The organism is Pinisolibacter sp. DMC19 (assembly GCF_056313985.1).
Genome location: NZ_JBQUZF010000010.1, coordinates 103,017 through 117,332 on the forward strand (window position 1 = coordinate 103,017; position 14,316 = coordinate 117,332).

Here is a 14,316-nt window from a genome sequence, read left to right on the forward strand (position 1 = left end):
GGGCCGGATGGAAAACGCCCCGCCGAGGCGGGGCGTCGAAGGCTGTGCCGGCAGGGTCGCCGGCTGCTCCGGCACCGCTCAGCGCGGCGCCAGAATCATGATCATCTGCTTGCCTTCGAGGCGCGGATCGGCCTCGACCTTGGCGATGTCGGCGGTGTCGTCGCGGAAGCGGGCGAGAACCTGCAGACCGAGATCCTGATGCGCCATCTCGCGGCCGCGGAAGCGCAGGGTCACCTTGACCTTGTCACCTTCCTCGAAGAAGCGGCGGGACTGCTTCATCTTGGTGTCGTAGTCGTGGTCGTCGATGCCCGGACGGAGCTTGATCTCCTTGATCTCGACCACCTTCTGGTTCCTGCGCGCCTCGGCGGCCTTCTTCTGGGCCAGGAACTTGAAGCGGCCGTAATCGAGCAGCTTGCAGACCGGGGGAACCGAGTTCGGGGCGATCTCGACGAGATCCAGGCCGGCTTCTTCGGCACGATCGAGCGCGTCGTAGAAGGCGACGACGCCGACGTTGGTGCCTTCTTCGTCGATCAGCTGGATTTGCGGAACGCCACGGATCTCTCGGTTGATGCGCGGCCCTTCCTTGGGCGGCGGCGGAGCGCGGAACGGACGGCGAATGGTCGTGATCTCCTCTGATGACGTCGACAGACCGGCGACCGCGCTCGATGACGATGCGGTCCCCTCGCGTGTTGCACGGAAAGCCCCGCGCGCGATGCGCCGAGGCTTTCGGCCGACGAGGGTCGGTGCGTCGAACCGTTGCTCGACAATTCGCCGAAATCGCCGGGAAGTCAACGCCCGAGACCACCCGCGGGCGTGGCGAGGCGTCGCGAAGCCACCCGATCGCCGCGACGCGGTGAAGAAAATGCTTCCCACGCACGCGGTCCGCCGATAGGAGCGACGACGTCGGATGCGAGGAGAGAGCGCGATGGTCGAGAGGCTGACGGTCGGTACGGGCGATGCGGCACGCGACGTCGCGATCGAGCGGCGAGCGGGTGCCGCGCCCGGCCTCTTCTGGCTCGGCGGCTTCCGTTCCGACATGGTCGGCTCCAAGGCGCTGGCGCTCGACGCCCACGGCGCGGCGCGCGGCCTCGCCGTCACCCGCTTCGACTATTCCGGCCACGGCGTCTCCGGCGGCCGCTTCGTCGACGGCACGATCTCGCGCTGGCAGGAAGAGGCGAGCGCCGTCTTCGCCACCACGCAAGGTCCGCAGATCCTGATCGGCTCGTCGATGGGCGGCTGGATGGCGCTGCTGCTCGCCCGCGCCGAACTCGCCCGCGTCGGCCGCACCGGCACGCGCGTCGCCGGCATGGTGCTGATCGCACCGGCCCCCGACTTCACCGAAGAGCTGATGTGGGCGGGATTCTCGGACGAGATCCGCCGCACCATCCTGGAGGAAGGCGTCTACGCCGAGCCGTCCGAATACTCCGACGAGCCCTACATGATCACCCGCGGGCTGATCGAGGACGGGCGGCGGAACCTGCTGCTCGGCGGCACGATCGAGACCGGCTGCCCGGTCGCCATCCTCCAGGGCAAGCGCGACGCCAGCGTGCCGTGGCGCCACGCGCTGCGGATCGGCGAACGTCTGGCGCTGGACGATGCGACGATCACCTTCGTCGACGACGGCGACCATCGCCTGTCGCGGCCTGAGGACATCGATCTGATGCTGAAGACGATCGACGAGCGGGTCGCGGCCGCGTGACCACGCGGAGGAACTGACCCTCCACGGGGCCGTCCGTCCCGTCTCACTGGCGGACCGCGCCCTCGACCGCCTCCAGGCGGAAGGCGGCGGCCATCAGGGCCTTGGTGTAGTCGGTCGTCGGCCGTTCGAAGATCTCGATCGCCGGGCCGGATTCCACCACCTTGCCGTCCTTCATCACGATCACCTCGCCGGCGAGCGCGCGCACGACCTTGAGATCGTGGCTGATGAAGAGATAGGCGAGGCCGTGTTTCGCCTGGAGGTGGCGCAGCAGGTCGACGACCTGCGCCTGCACCGACATGTCGAGCGCCGAGGTCGGTTCGTCGAGCACCACCACCGCCGGCTCGAGCACCATGGCGCGGGCGATCGAGATGCGCTGGCGCTGGCCGCCGGAGAACTCGTGCGGGTAGCGATGCCGCGTCTCGGGGTCGAGGCCGACCTCCTCCAGCACGCGGATCACCCTGGCCTCGCGCTCCCGCGGCGACAGTTTCGGCATGTGGACCTCGAGGCCCTCCGCCACGATCTCGCCGACGGACAGGCGGGGCGACAGCGAACCGAACGGGTCCTGGAAGACGATCTGCGCCTGGCGCCGCATCGGCCGCATGGCCTTGGCGTCGAGCCCCTCGACCGAGCGACCGAGCACGACGATACGGCCGGTCGAGGGCAGGAGGCGGAGGAGGGCGAGGCCCAGCGTCGTCTTGCCGGAGCCGGATTCACCGACGATGCCGATGGTCTGGCCGGCACGCAGCGTCAGCGACACGCCGTCGACCGCCTTCACGTGATCGACGGTGCGGCGGAAGAAGCCCTTCCTGATCGGGAACCAGACCTTCACGTCCTCGGCCTCTGCCACCACCGGGGCGGTGAGATCGACGGCCGGCGGCGCCCCCTTCGGTTCGGCGGCGAGCAACTTCTTCGTGTAGTCGTGGCGCGGCGCGGCGAAGATCTCGGCCGTCGGTCCGGCCTCGACGATCTTGCCAGCGGTCATGACGCAGGTGCGATCGGCGAATTTGCGGACGATGCCGAGATCGTGGGTGATGAAGAGGACGGACATGCCCATCCGCCCCTTGATCTCGGAGAGGAGCTTGAGGATCTGCGCCTGGACGGTGACGTCGAGCGCCGTCGTCGGTTCGTCGGCGATCAGCAGATCCGGCTCGTTGGCGAGCGCCATGGCGATCATCACGCGCTGGCGCTGGCCGCCGGAGAGCTGGTGGGGATAGGCGCCGAGCCGATCGGCGGCGCGCTGGATACCGACGGCCTCGAGCAGTTCGAGCACGCGGCTGCGGGTCGACTGCCCACGCGAGAGGTCGTGCAGCTCGATGATCTCGGCGACCTGCCGCTCGATGCTGTGGAGCGGATTGAGCGAGGTCATCGGCTCCTGGAAGATCATGGTGACGTCGGCGCCGCGAACGCCGCGCAGCGTCCGCTCGTCGGCCTTCAGGAGGTCGACGCCCTTCAAAAGGATTTCGCCCGAGGGGTGGGAGGCCGCCGGATAGGGCAAGAGGCGCGGGATCGACAGGGCGGTCACCGACTTGCCGGACCCGGACTCGCCGACCAGCGCCAGGGTCTCGCCGCGCGCGATGTCGAAGGAGATCCGATCGACGGCGAGGCTCGTCCGCCCCCCCTGATGGAAGGCGACGGAGAGATCGCGGACGGAGAGGAGGGGTGAGGTCAAGCCAGTCCGCCCAGTTCTTCGAGAGAGACTTTCCGCATGCCGCTCGGAACGCGCAGCTTGCGATCGGAGGAGACGAAGACGTCGCAGTCCGCTTCCATAGCGGTGGCGACATGGATGGCGTCCGGCGTCTTGTCGTGCAGCGTGACCCGGACTTCCGCCGCCCGTCGGAGGACGCGCCGGTCGATGGGACGAACGTCGAGAGGAGATCCTCCCGGCGCCAGAATGTCCTCGTAGGCGGCGATCTCGCGCTCGTCCCCGTCCCGGATCGATCCGGTCAGCGTTTCCAGCAAGGTCATCTCGCTGGTGATCAACGCATGGTCGCCGTCGATCGCCCGGGCGAGGAAGTCCGCCGTTTCGGTGGCGTCGCCCTCGATCAGCCGAATGAAGAAGTTCGCGTCGAGGTAGATCCTCATCAGGAATCCCACTCGTCCCGGATTTCGCGGATCTTGGCCACCGCCTGCTCGACGGTCGTGTGCTTGTGTTTGGAGAGACCGGCATAGCGCAGGATCCGTTCGGCCGCAGCGATCCGCTCGGCCTTGCGGTCGCCGAGGTCCTCGACCACCACCCGCACGGTGTGCGACGGATCGATGTCGCCGCGCAGATCGGCGGGAAGCTCCGAGGCGACGATCTCGCGATGCACGGTCTTGTTCATGACGCTCTCCTCGCCCCCGATCCTAGCACATCTCACGAGAAGGTCTTTCGCGGGTCGAAGGCGTCGCGCACGGCTTCGCCGACGAAGATCAGGAGGCTCAGCATCAGCGAGATCAGGAAGAAGCCGGTGAGCCCCAACCAGGGAGCCTGAAGGTTGTTCTTTCCCTGAGCCAGCAGTTCGCCCAGCGACGGCGAGCCGGGCGGCAGGCCGAAGCCGAGGAAGTCGAGCGAGGTCAGGGTGGTGATCGAGCCGTTGAGGATGAAGGGCATGAAGGTCAACGTCGCCACCATCGCGTTGGGCAGCAGGTGGCGCCACATGATGCGGGCATTGCCGACGCCGAGTGCCTTCGCCGCGCGGACATATTCGAAGTTGCGCGCGCGCAGGAACTCGGCCCTGACCAGGCCGACGAGGCTGACCCAGGAGAACATCAGGAGGATGCCGAGCAGGATCCAGAAGCTCGGCACGAACATCGAGGAGACGATCAGGAGCAGGTAGAGATGCGGCAGCGACGACCAGATCTCCATGAAGCGCTGGAAGGCGAGGTCGAGCCAACCGCCGAAATAGCCCTGCACCGCACCGGCGGCGATGCCGACGATCGAGGAGACGACGGCGAGCGCCAAGCCGAACAGAACCGAGATGCGGAAGCCGTAGAGGAGCCGGGCGGCGACGTCGCGGGCCTGATCGTCGGTGCCGAGCCAGTTCCAGTTGCCGATGGTGCAGCCGGGATCGTTCACGCCGCCGGGATAGCGCTCGCAGCGCTTCTCCTTGCCGTACATCCACGAGGGCTTCGCAGGCGCCGGCTCGGGGATCTCGTTGTTGGGCGTGTTGTAGGCGTAGCGGATCGGCGGCCAGACCATGAAGCCGTGCGCCTCGATCTCGTCGCGGATGACCGGATCGCGATACTGCGTCTGCGGCAGGAAGCCGCCGAACTTCTCCTCCGGATAGTCGGTGAGGAGCGGCGACAGGATCTCGCCCTTGTAGACGATCAGGATCGGCCGGTCGTTGGCGATGAGCTCGGAGACGAGCGACACGCCGAAGAGTACCAGGAAGACGACCAGCGACCACGCCCCGCGGCGGTTGGCTTTGAAATTGGCGAGGCGCCGGGCGTTGAGCGGCGAGAGGGGGGCGAAGAGTGCCATGGTCACGCCTCCCGGCTGTCGAAGTCGATCCGCGGATCGATCCAGGTGTAGGTCAGGTCGGAGACCAGGTTCACCACCAGCCCCATCAGCGAGAAGACCCAGAGCGTGCCAAAGACCACCGGATAGTCGCGATTCACCAGGCTCTCGAAGCCGAGGAGGCCGAGGCCGTCGAGCGAGAAGATGGTCTCGATCAGCAGCGATCCGGCGAAGAAGGCGCCGATGAAGGCGGCCGGGAAGCCGGCGATCACCAGCAGCATGGCGTTGCGGAAGACGTGGCCGTAGAGCACGCGGTGCTCGGTCAGGCCCTTCATCCGCGCCGTCACCACGTATTGCTTGCGGATCTCGTCGAGGAACGAGTTCTTGGTGAGCAGCGTCGTGGTGGCGAAGGCGGCGAGCGACATGGCGGTCAGCGGCAGCACCAGGTGCCAGAGATAGTCGACGATCCGCGCCGGCCAGGACATCCCACTCCAGCCCTCCGACGTCAGGCCGCGCAAGGGGAAGAGATCCCAGAACGAGCCGCCGGCGAAGAGCACGATCAGCAGGATGCCGAAGAGGAAGCCCGGAATGGCGTAGCCCACCACGATGGCGGCCGAGGTCCAGACGTCGAAACGCGAGCCGTCGCGCACCGCCTTGGAGACGCCGAGCGGAATCGAGATGCCGTAGGAGATCAACGTCATCCACAGCCCGAGCGAGATCGAGACCGGCATCTTCTCCTTGACCAGATCGATCACCGAGATCGAACGGAAGTAGCTCTGGCCGAGGTCGAAGACGGCGTAGTTCTTCATCATGATCCAGAAGCGCTCGAGCGGCGGCTTGTCGAAGCCGAACTGCTTCTCGAGCCTCTTGATGAACTCCGGATCGAGGCCACGGGCGCCGCGGTACTTCGACGACACGTCGGCACCGCCGCCGCCCGCCTGGACGCCGCCGAAGTCGCCGCCGCCGCCGGAGACGCGGGCGGTGGCGCCGACGTCGGTGCCGGTCACCTGGGCGATGACGCGCTCGACCGGACCACCGGGGGCGAACTGCACGATGGCGAAGGAAATCGCCATGATGCCGATCAGCGTCGGGATCATCAGCAGGAAGCGGCGCAGGACATAGGCGGCCATCGGGCGTCTTTCCTCACAGGCCCTTGCCGAGGGCTTTGGCGCGGGTCTCGTCCACCCACCAGGTCGATTCGATGGCGCGATCGTAACGCGGTTTCACCATGGGTCGATCGAAGACGTCCCAGACGGCGATCCAATGGTTGGCCTTCATCCATTGCGGCACCCACCATCGCCCGGCCCTGAGCACCCGGTCGAGGGCGCGAGCCGCTGCGACCTGGGCCTCGCGCGAGGGGGCTGCGAGCATCGCCTCGATCAGCGCGTCGGCGACCGGGTCGGCGATGCCGGAGAGATTGGACGAGCCGACGGTGTCGCGCGACGAGGAGTGCCAGAAGCGGCGGCTGGTCTCGTCCGGCGTCGCCTCGACCGAGAAGCGGCGGGAGACGACGTCGAAGTCGAACTCGAGCATGCGCTTCTCGTATTGCGACGGGTCGACGATGCGCTCGGCGGCTAGGATGCCGAGGGCCTGCAGGTTCTTGACGAAGCCGCCGACCACCTTGGAGAAGGCGCCGTCGGCCTCGAGGAACTCGATCTCGAAGGGGCGGCCGACGCCGTCGACGAGACGGCCGTCCTTGCGCATCCAGCCGGCGGCGGCGAGCAGTTCCGAGGCCCGGCGCAGCGGCGTGCGGTCCTGCCCGGTGCCGTCGGTCACCGGCGGCCGCCACGCCTCGCCGAAGACCTCGTCCGGCACCCGCCCGCGGAAGGGCTCGAGCAGCGCGAGTTCGGCCGGCGACGGTCGGCCCGTCGCCTCGAGGTCGGAATTGACGAAGAACGAGGCGGTGCGGGTGTAGGAGCCGAAGAAGAGATTGCGGTTGGTCCATTCGAAGTCGAAGGCGAGGCCGATCGCCTCGCGCACCCGCACGTCGGCGAACTTGCCCCGTCGCGCGTTGAGGAACCAGCCCTGCGCGCCCGAGGGCGAGCGATCCTCGAGCTCGATCTTCTTCACCCGCCCGTCGGCGACGGCGGGGAAATCGTACTGCTTGGCCCAGGTGGCCGAGGTGAACTCCTCGCGCAGCGTCGTCTCGCCGGCCTTGAAGGCCTCGAAGGCGACCGTGCGTTCGCGATAGACGTCGAAGCGGATGCGGTCGAAGTTCCAGCGGCCGCGGGCGACCGGCAGATCGGCGCCCCACCAGTCCTTCACCCGCTCGTATTCGACGAAGCGGCCGGCCTCGAAACGGCCGACCCGGTAGGGGCCGCAGCCGAGCACCGGCTCGAGCAGCGAATTCTCGAAGTCGTGCTTCGCCCAGAAGGCCCTGGAGAAGATCGGCTGGGTCGCGACGATGCCGGGAAGGGCGCGGCCACGCTTCTCCGACAGGCGCACGACGAGGCGATGCGGGTCCTCGGGCGTCGCCGAGACCATCTCGCGCAGCAGTTCGGCGGCGAGCGGGTGACCCTTCTCCTTCAGCGTCACGAGCGAGAAGGCGGCGTCTTCCGCCGTCAGGGGCGAACCGTCGGAGAAGCGCGCCGCAGGGCGCAGGTGGAAGATCAGCGTGGCGCCGTCGTCGCGGATCTCGAGACTCTCGGCGATCATGCCGTAGACCGCGTCGGCCTCGTCGAAGGCGCGCTCCATCAGGCTCGTCCGCGTCAGACCGAGGCCGATGGCGCCGTCGCCCTTGAGGATCAGGTCGTGCAGCGAATTGAAGGTCGACGGGTTCTGATTGTAGCCCCAGGTCGAGGCCTGGGTCGCCAACGTGCCGCCCTTCGGCGCCTTCGGGTTCACCCAATCGAAATGGGCGAAGTCGGGCGGATACTTCAGATCGCCCCAGACCGAGAAGCCGTGGCGCGGCCCTTCGGCGGCGCGCAGGCTCGCCGGAACGGCGCAGGCCGCGAGGCCTGCGACGCCGGCCGCCAACGCCTCGCGCCGGGTGAGACCGGCATGTCCCGACCGGGTCGCCCCGGCACGGTTCCTCACTTCGGCACCCCGGTCTTGGCCGCGGCGGCGGCGTCGAACCACCAGATGGCCGGGAAGCCGGTCGACTGAGAGGGCAGCGGATCGGGCCGGCCGAAGCGGTTCCAGCGCGCCATGCGGGTATTGGCCGAGGTCCAGCCCGGGATCACGTAGTGGTTCCACAGGAGGACGCGGTCGAGTGCGCGGGTGGCGGCGACCAGCTCGCCGCGGTCCTTGGCGTAGAGGATCACCTTGATGATCGCGTCGATCGCCGGGTTCTCGATGCCGCCCCAGTTCTGCGACCCCTCCTGGCGGGCGGCCGCGGAACCCCAGTAGTTCAGTTGCTCGTTGCCGGGCGACAGCGACTGGGCCCAACCGGTGTAGATCATGTCGAAGTCGCGGGCGCGGACGCGATTGACGTATTGCGAGGAGTCCACCACGCGGAGCGAGAAGTCGATGCCGATCTTGGCGAGGCTCTCGCGATACCGGACACCGACGCGCTCGAAGGTCGGTCCGTTGTTCAGGAACTCGATGCGGAAGGGTTCGCCGGTGTCGGCCTTGGTCATGACACCGTTCCTGATCACCCAGCCGGCTTCCTGGAAGAGCCGCAACGCCTCGCGCAGATTGTTGCGCGCGGCGACGGCATCCTTGGCGACCGGATTGGCGAAGGGCTTCTCGAAGACGTCCTTCGGGATCGGTCCGGCCTTCTCCGCCTCGTGCAGGATCTCGAGCTCGCGGCCCTGCGGCAGACCGGAGGAGGCGAGCTCGGTCGGGAAGAAGTAGCTCGGGATACGGTCGTATTCGCCGAAGAACAGCGTCCGGTTCATCTCCTCGTAGTCGAGGGCGTAGGACAGCGCGAGGCGGATGCGCGGGTCGGCGAACTTGGCCCGGCGAAGGTTCGGCACGAAGCCCGCCATGATGCCGCGGCCGGCGACCGGGATCTTCTCCAGCACGACACGCCCCTCCGCGCGGGCGGGGAAGTCGTAGGCGGTCGCCCAGTTCTTGGCGATGTTCTCGAAGCGGGCGTCGTAGCCGTCGCCCTTGAAGGCCTCGAGTTCGACCGTCTCGTCGCGGAAATACTCGTAGCGGATCTCGTCGAAGTTCCACATGCCGACATGGGTCGGGAGGCCCGCACCCCACCAGTCCTTGACCCGCTCGTAGACCACGGTGCGGCCGGCATCGAAGCCCTTCAGCCGGTAGGGACCGGAGCCGAGCGGCATCTCGAGCGTCGTCTCGGTGATCGACCGCTTCTTCCCGTCGGGGCCGGTGCCCTCCCACCAGTGCTTCGGCAGAACCATGAGCTGGCCGACGATCTGCGGCAGTTCGCGATTGCCCGCCTGATCGAAGGTGAAGGTGACCTCGTTCGCGCCGGTCGCCTCGGCCTTCACGACGTGCTTGTAGTAGAAGGCCTGCGCGGGATTGTTGGCGGTGATCACCTGGAAGGACCACACCACGTCTTCCGGCGTGATCGGCTTGCCGTCGTGCCAGCGCGCCTTCGGGTTCAACCGATAGGTCACCGACGAGAAGTCCGCCGGCCACGTGAGCGCCTCGGCGATCTCGCCGTATTCGGTCGACGCCTCGTCGAGCGCCGAGGTCATCAGGTGTTCGTAGATCAGTTCGAGGCCGGAGGCGGCGTTGCCCTTGGCGATCACCGGATTGAAGCTGTCGAAGGTTCCGGTGTCGGAGAGGCGCAGCGTGCCGCCCTTCGGCGCGTTCGGGTTCACGTAGTCGAAATGGGCGAAGTCCTTCGGGTATTTCGGTTCGCCCATCAGCGAGGCGCCATGGCGCCAGACCCTCTCTTCGGCATGGCCCTTCGGGGCGGCGAGGAGCGTGGCTCCGGCGACGAGGAGGACGGCGGCCAGGGTGAGAAGGCGCATGGGCGTTCGATCTCGCTTTCGTGGTCGATCGATCGGAGACAATCCGACGATTCGGGCGAGATTATACGTTTCGCGACGAATTCGCAGTCGCCGCCGCGGTCGGTCTCGCCGATCACCGGCGTTCACGTGCGAAAACGGCCGGGATTGCTCCCGGCCGCCGTTCGTTTCGCCTCGTCCACGGCCTCAGGGCAGCGGCACCGGGCTGTCGGAGAGCGAATGCAGATAGGCGATCACATCGGCGCGATCGGCGGCGTCCTTGATGCCGGCGAAGCCCATCGCCGTGCCGGCGACGAAGCCCTTGGGGTCGGTCAGGAACTTGTCGAGGTCGTCGAAGGTCCACTTCTCGCCGGCCTTGCCGCGATCGGCCATGCCGCCGGAATACTTGAAGCCGGCCATGTGGGCCTTGGGTCCGCCGACCACGCCCCACAGATTGGGGCCGACCTTGGCGCCGGCGCCCTTCTCGGGCGTGTGGCAGGACGCGCACTTGGAGAAGCTCTTCTTGCCGCGCTCGACGTCGCCGGTCTTCAGGCGCACCTCGATCGGCTCGACCTTGGCGGCGGCCGGCGCCGCCTCCTGCTTCGGCGCACCGGCGACGGCCACGACGAAGCCGGGCTTGTCGGGTAGTTCGGGGGCGAAGATGATCGATGCGGTGATGCCGGTGACCATGGCCCAGATACCGGCACCGAAAAGCGCGCCGGCGTAAGAATTGATCGCGCGAAAATCCATGTGGAACTCCGTCCGAGTGGTCGCGGGCTGCGAACCCGCCCGACCGGTGTCGGCACGACCGCGCCTCGCGCCCTCGGCACCGCCCGGAAGCCCCTTCCCGACGGCGACGGCGGCCGCATTTCCGGTCCTGCCCCTCCGAGCGGGACACTACGTGCTTTTCCGAGAGCCTGTCCATAACTATAAGAGCCGTCGAGCCTCTTCACGCCGTCTCGCGAGATCCCTGCCGATGTCCGCCCCCGCGCTCCGACCGATGATCCTCATCCCCGCGCGCATGACCGCGACGCGCCTGCCGGGCAAGCCGCTCGCCGACATCGCCGGCGTGCCGATGATCGTGCAGGTGTGGCGGCGCGCCCGCGAGGCCGACATCGGTCCGGTCTTCGTCGCCGCCGACGATGCCGCGATCGTCGCGGCGGTGCGCGACCACGGCGGCGAGGCGATCCTGACGCGCCCCGACCACCCCTCGGGCTCCGACCGCATCCACGAGGCCCTCGGCCTCGTCGACCCGGACGGCCGCCACGACGTGATCGTCAACGTCCAGGGCGATCTGCCGACGATCGACCCGGCCGCGGTGCGCGCGTCGATCGCGCCGCTCTGCGAACCGAGCGTCGACATCGCGACCCTCGCCGCCGAGATCGTGCGCGCGGAAGAGAAGACCAACCCCAACGTGGTCAAGGTCGTCGGCTCGCTGATCGGCGAAAACCGGCTCCGGGCGCTCTACTTCACCCGCGCCACGGCGCCGCACGGCGACGGACCGCTCTTCCACCACATCGGGCTCTATGCCTATCGTCGTTCGGCGCTGGGCCGTTTCGTGTCGCTGCCGCCCTCGGTGCTGGAGCGACGCGAGAAGCTCGAGCAGCTGCGCGCCCTCGAGGCCGGCATGCGCATCGACGTCGAGGTCGTCGCGACGGTGCCGCTCGGCGTAGACACGCCGGACGACCTCGAGCGCGCCCGCACCATTCTCGCCGCCGGCACCGCCGGCAATCAGTGAAGGACCAGCCATGACCGGCCGCAAGAAGATCGTGTTCCAGGGTGAACCGGGAGCCAATTCCCACATCGCCGCCCGCGAGGTCTATCCCGACTTCGAGGCGATCCCCTGCGCGACCTTCGAGGACTGCTTCGCCGAGCTCGAGAACGGAACGGCCGACCTCGGCATGATCCCGATCGAGAACTCGATCGCCGGCCGCGTCGCCGACATCCATCATCTGCTGCCGCAGTCGACCCTGCACATCATCGGCGAGTACTTCCTGCCGATCCGCCATCAGCTGATGGCGCCGAAGGGCGCGTCGCTCGAGACCCTGAAGACGGTGCAGAGCCATCCGCAGGCGCTCGGCCAGTGCCGCGAGAACCTGCGCAAGCTCGGCCTCAGGCCGATCGTCGGCGCCGACACCGCGGGTTCCGCCCGCGAGATCTCGCAGATCGCCGATCCCTCCCGCGGCGCCATCGCCTCGCGGCTGGCGGCCGAGATCTACGGTCTCGACATCCTCGCCGAGGACATCGAGGATCAGGACCACAACACCACCCGCTTCGTCATCCTGTCGACCGAGGACCTGCGCGCGGCGCCGGGCGTCGGGCCGATCATGACGACCTTCGTGTTCAACGTCCGCAACGTGCCGGCGGCGCTCTACAAGGCGCTGGGCGGTTTCGCCACCAACGGCATCAACATGACCAAGCTCGAGAGCTACATGGTCGACGGCCACTTCACGGCGACGCAGTTCCTCGCCGACGTCGAGGGCCACCCGAGCGAGCGCGGGCTCTCCAACGCGCTGGAGGAGCTCGGCTTCTTCGCCGACTACCGCATCCTCGGCGTCTACCGCTCGGCGCCCTGGCGCGAGACCATGCGCGAGCCGCAGCTGCGCTCGGTCCGCCCGGCCGTCCGCGGCATGTGAGGCGCACGACATCGCAGAAACGAGGAACGGCCGGGCATCGCCCGGCCGTTCCTCGTTTCGGGGCGGCGCTTCAGTCCCGACCCGGTACCGGCGGCCGCTTGATCGCGGGGTTGCGGGCGTAGTCGATGGTCTCGAAGCGCATCGACTTCAGATCGACCATCAGCAGGCGTCCGAGAAGGAGATCGCCGACGCCGGTGACGAGCTTCAGCACCTCGGTCGCGGCGAGCGTGCCGAGCACGCCGACGGCGGCGCCGAGGATGCCGGCCTCGGCACAGGCCGGCACCAGGCCGGGCGGCGGCGGCGCCGGGAAGAGGCAGCGGTAGCTCGGGTTGGGGCGCCCGTCTGCCCCGTCGAGATGGGGCATCAGCGTGGTGATCGAGCCGTCGAACTCGGAGACCGCGGCGGTGACCAGCGGCCGGCCGAGTGCGAAGCAGGTGTCGGCGGCGAGGAAACGGGTGGTGAAGTTGTCCGAGCCGTCGACCACGACGTCGACGCCCTCGACGAGTGCCGCGGCGTTCTCGGCCGTGAAGCGGGCGGCGACGGGCACGACCTCGACATGCGGATTGATCCGCCCCATCGCCTCGCGGGCGCTCTCGACCTTGGGCCGGCCGATGTCGGCGGTGGCGTGGATCACCTGGCGCTGGAGATTGGACAGCGAGACGACGTCGTCGTCGACCACGGTGATTCGCCCGACGCCGGCGGCGGCGAGATAGAGCAGGATCGGCGAGCCGAGCCCGCCGGCGCCGATCGCCAGGACATGGGCGGCGCGGATCTTCTGTTGGCCGGGCCCGCCGACGTCGGCGAGGACCACGTGGCGGGCGTAGCGTTCGAGTTCTTCTTCGCTGAACATGGGGCGACGATAGCCTGCGCCGGCGCCCGCCGCCAGATGGCGCGGGGCCCCCGCGGCATCGCGGACGAGGCATGCGGGCAAGGTCCGCCGAAGCACGAGCCCCTGTCGCGATCCCGGGCGCCGTACCGCATGCGGGTGGGTGGCGAGGTCGCGACCGCGGTCGCCTGTGGACGATGCGGAACGTTCACGAGAAATGTTCGACGGGCCTTGCGGCGCGCGGCGGGCCTGTGTATAGGGACCTCGCTCGTCGACCACGAGTCCTTGCTTCTGCGGAGAGGTGCCGGAGTGGTCGATCGGGGCGGTCTCGAAAACCGTTGTACGTGCAAGCGTACCGTGGGTTCGAATCCCACCCTCTCCGCCATTCTCCTTCCATCGCTTTGAAATGGCTAGGAAACTACGGAAATCAAAGGGTTACGAAACGGCTCTGCTACACAACGGCGCTCCACAAGGCGACGAGCAGATGGCCAGAGTACCCGGACTTTCGCGACGCGGCAGCGTCTGGCAATTCCGCGTTCGCGTTCCCGACAAGCTGCGCAAGACCATCGGTAAAGGCGAGATCGTCAAGTCGCTCGGCTCCGTTTCCTACGCGGAGGCAACGAGGCTTGCGCGTATCGAACGCCTGGAGGCCGATCGTCGGTTCGACGAAGCCGAGGCCTTCCTCCGCACGGCGCCCGTCGAGGAACTCTCCAAAAGTGAGCTCTACCACCTCGCTCGCGCTTTCTTCTTCCGTCTGGAGAAGCAGGCGTCGCAGGTTCTGACGTTGCCCCCAAGTTTTATCCAGTTCTGAGTTCGCTCTGGCGGATGGGATTGCCTTGTTGGGCGGGGTGCGC

At 68.0% G+C, this 14,316-nt stretch carries 14 protein-coding genes and 1 tRNA gene; 5 read left to right on the forward strand and 10 right to left on the reverse strand.

What is annotated here, in order from left to right; genetic code table 11:
• Nucleotides 1-78: 78 nt before the first annotated feature.
• On the reverse strand, nucleotides 79-618 hold the full coding sequence (gene infC / locus ACT53U_RS18845) for a translation initiation factor IF-3 (RefSeq protein WP_476136017.1): 540 nt from the start codon (nucleotides 616-618) through the stop codon (nucleotides 79-81).
• A 289-nt stretch (nucleotides 619-907) separates the two neighbouring features.
• Here infC and ACT53U_RS18850 point away from each other — a divergent pair, with 289 nt between their 5' ends.
• Nucleotides 908-1,699 (forward strand): alpha/beta hydrolase, encoded by a 792-nt coding sequence (locus ACT53U_RS18850; protein ID WP_476157407.1) that lies wholly within the window; start codon nucleotides 908-910, stop codon nucleotides 1,697-1,699.
• A 43-nt stretch (nucleotides 1,700-1,742) separates the two neighbouring features.
• On the opposite strand, the gene ACT53U_RS18855 is transcribed toward ACT53U_RS18850, so the two are convergent.
• From ACT53U_RS18855 to ACT53U_RS18890, 8 genes are all read right to left on the reverse strand, one after another.
• Nucleotides 1,743-3,368, reverse strand: a complete 1,626-nt coding sequence (locus ACT53U_RS18855) for an ABC transporter ATP-binding protein (protein WP_476157408.1) — start codon at nucleotides 3,366-3,368, stop codon at nucleotides 1,743-1,745.
• Nucleotides 3,365-3,793, reverse strand: a complete 429-nt coding sequence (locus ACT53U_RS18860; protein WP_476157410.1) for a type II toxin-antitoxin system VapC family toxin — start codon at nucleotides 3,791-3,793, stop codon at nucleotides 3,365-3,367. The genes ACT53U_RS18855 and ACT53U_RS18860 overlap by 4 nt, the downstream gene beginning before the upstream one ends.
• Entirely contained in the window at nucleotides 3,781-4,020 is a 240-nt protein-coding gene (locus ACT53U_RS18865) for a hypothetical protein (protein WP_476157412.1), read from the reverse strand. The genes ACT53U_RS18860 and ACT53U_RS18865 overlap by 13 nt, the downstream gene beginning before the upstream one ends.
• A gap of 32 nt (nucleotides 4,021-4,052) precedes the next feature.
• The gene (locus ACT53U_RS18870; RefSeq protein WP_476157414.1) at nucleotides 4,053-5,159 is read right to left on the reverse strand and encodes an ABC transporter permease; all 1,107 of its coding nucleotides are present in this window, start codon (nucleotides 5,157-5,159) and stop codon (nucleotides 4,053-4,055) included.
• Between the two features lie 2 nt (nucleotides 5,160-5,161).
• On the reverse strand, nucleotides 5,162-6,265 hold the full coding sequence (locus tag ACT53U_RS18875; RefSeq protein ID WP_476157415.1) for a microcin C ABC transporter permease YejB: 1,104 nt from the start codon (nucleotides 6,263-6,265) through the stop codon (nucleotides 5,162-5,164).
• 13 nt (nucleotides 6,266-6,278) lie between these two features.
• The gene (locus tag ACT53U_RS18880; RefSeq protein ID WP_476157416.1) at nucleotides 6,279-8,171 is read right to left on the reverse strand and encodes an extracellular solute-binding protein; all 1,893 of its coding nucleotides are present in this window, start codon (nucleotides 8,169-8,171) and stop codon (nucleotides 6,279-6,281) included.
• Complete coding sequence (locus tag ACT53U_RS18885) at nucleotides 8,168-10,024, reverse strand: extracellular solute-binding protein (protein WP_476157417.1); 1,857 nt, start codon at nucleotides 10,022-10,024, stop codon at nucleotides 8,168-8,170. Before ACT53U_RS18885 ends, ACT53U_RS18880 begins: the two co-directional genes overlap by 4 nt.
• 183 nt (nucleotides 10,025-10,207) lie before the next feature.
• Entirely contained in the window at nucleotides 10,208-10,750 is a 543-nt protein-coding gene (locus ACT53U_RS18890) for a c-type cytochrome (RefSeq protein WP_476157419.1), read from the reverse strand.
• Between the two features lie 226 nt (nucleotides 10,751-10,976).
• Here ACT53U_RS18890 and ACT53U_RS18895 point away from each other — a divergent pair, with 226 nt between their 5' ends.
• On the forward strand, nucleotides 10,977-11,738 hold the full coding sequence (locus tag ACT53U_RS18895; protein ID WP_476157421.1) for a 3-deoxy-manno-octulosonate cytidylyltransferase: 762 nt from the start codon (nucleotides 10,977-10,979) through the stop codon (nucleotides 11,736-11,738).
• Between the two features lie 10 nt (nucleotides 11,739-11,748).
• Nucleotides 11,749-12,636 carry a prephenate dehydratase gene (locus ACT53U_RS18900; RefSeq protein WP_476157422.1) on the forward strand — a complete coding sequence of 296 codons (888 nt, stop codon included), beginning with the start codon at nucleotides 11,749-11,751 and terminating at the stop codon, nucleotides 12,634-12,636.
• Between the two features lie 70 nt (nucleotides 12,637-12,706).
• Here ACT53U_RS18900 and ACT53U_RS18905 read toward each other — a convergent pair whose 3' ends face one another.
• Nucleotides 12,707-13,486, reverse strand: coding sequence for a HesA/MoeB/ThiF family protein (locus tag ACT53U_RS18905; protein ID WP_476157424.1), 780 nt, complete (start codon nucleotides 13,484-13,486; stop codon nucleotides 12,707-12,709).
• A gap of 271 nt (nucleotides 13,487-13,757) precedes the next feature.
• Between ACT53U_RS18905 and ACT53U_RS18910 the strand changes: the two genes are divergently transcribed.
• Both ACT53U_RS18910 and ACT53U_RS18915 read left to right on the forward strand, forming a co-directional pair.
• Nucleotides 13,758-13,847 (forward strand) — tRNA-Ser (locus tag ACT53U_RS18910).
• A 99-nt stretch (nucleotides 13,848-13,946) separates the two neighbouring features.
• Complete coding sequence (locus ACT53U_RS18915) at nucleotides 13,947-14,273, forward strand: DUF6538 domain-containing protein (RefSeq protein WP_476157425.1); 327 nt, start codon at nucleotides 13,947-13,949, stop codon at nucleotides 14,271-14,273.
• The last annotated feature ends 43 nt before the right edge of the window (nucleotides 14,274-14,316 follow it).

What these genes read in the sequence shown, in the direction of transcription:
- ACT53U_RS18875 (WP_476157415.1), bottom strand. Translation starts at nt 6,265, where the DNA reads ATGGCCGCCTATGTCCTGCGCCGCTTCCTGCTGATGATCCCGACGCTG.
- ACT53U_RS18900 (WP_476157422.1), top strand. Translation starts at nt 11,749, where the DNA reads ATGACCGGCCGCAAGAAGATCGTGTTCCAGGGTGAACCGGGAGCCAAT.
- ACT53U_RS18905 (WP_476157424.1), bottom strand. Translation starts at nt 13,486, where the DNA reads ATGTTCAGCGAAGAAGAACTCGAACGCTACGCCCGCCACGTGGTCCTC.
- ACT53U_RS18870 (WP_476157414.1), bottom strand. Translation starts at nt 5,159, where the DNA reads ATGGCACTCTTCGCCCCCCTCTCGCCGCTCAACGCCCGGCGCCTCGCC.
- ACT53U_RS18890 (WP_476157419.1), bottom strand. Translation starts at nt 10,750, where the DNA reads ATGGATTTTCGCGCGATCAATTCTTACGCCGGCGCGCTTTTCGGTGCC.
- ACT53U_RS18915 (WP_476157425.1), top strand. Translation starts at nt 13,947, where the DNA reads ATGGCCAGAGTACCCGGACTTTCGCGACGCGGCAGCGTCTGGCAATTC.
- ACT53U_RS18895 (WP_476157421.1), top strand. Translation starts at nt 10,977, where the DNA reads ATGTCCGCCCCCGCGCTCCGACCGATGATCCTCATCCCCGCGCGCATG.
- ACT53U_RS18850 (WP_476157407.1), top strand. Translation starts at nt 908, where the DNA reads ATGCGAGGAGAGAGCGCGATGGTCGAGAGGCTGACGGTCGGTACGGGC.
- ACT53U_RS18865 (WP_476157412.1), bottom strand. Translation starts at nt 4,020, where the DNA reads ATGAACAAGACCGTGCATCGCGAGATCGTCGCCTCGGAGCTTCCCGCC.
- ACT53U_RS18885 (WP_476157417.1), bottom strand. Translation starts at nt 10,024, where the DNA reads ATGCGCCTTCTCACCCTGGCCGCCGTCCTCCTCGTCGCCGGAGCCACG.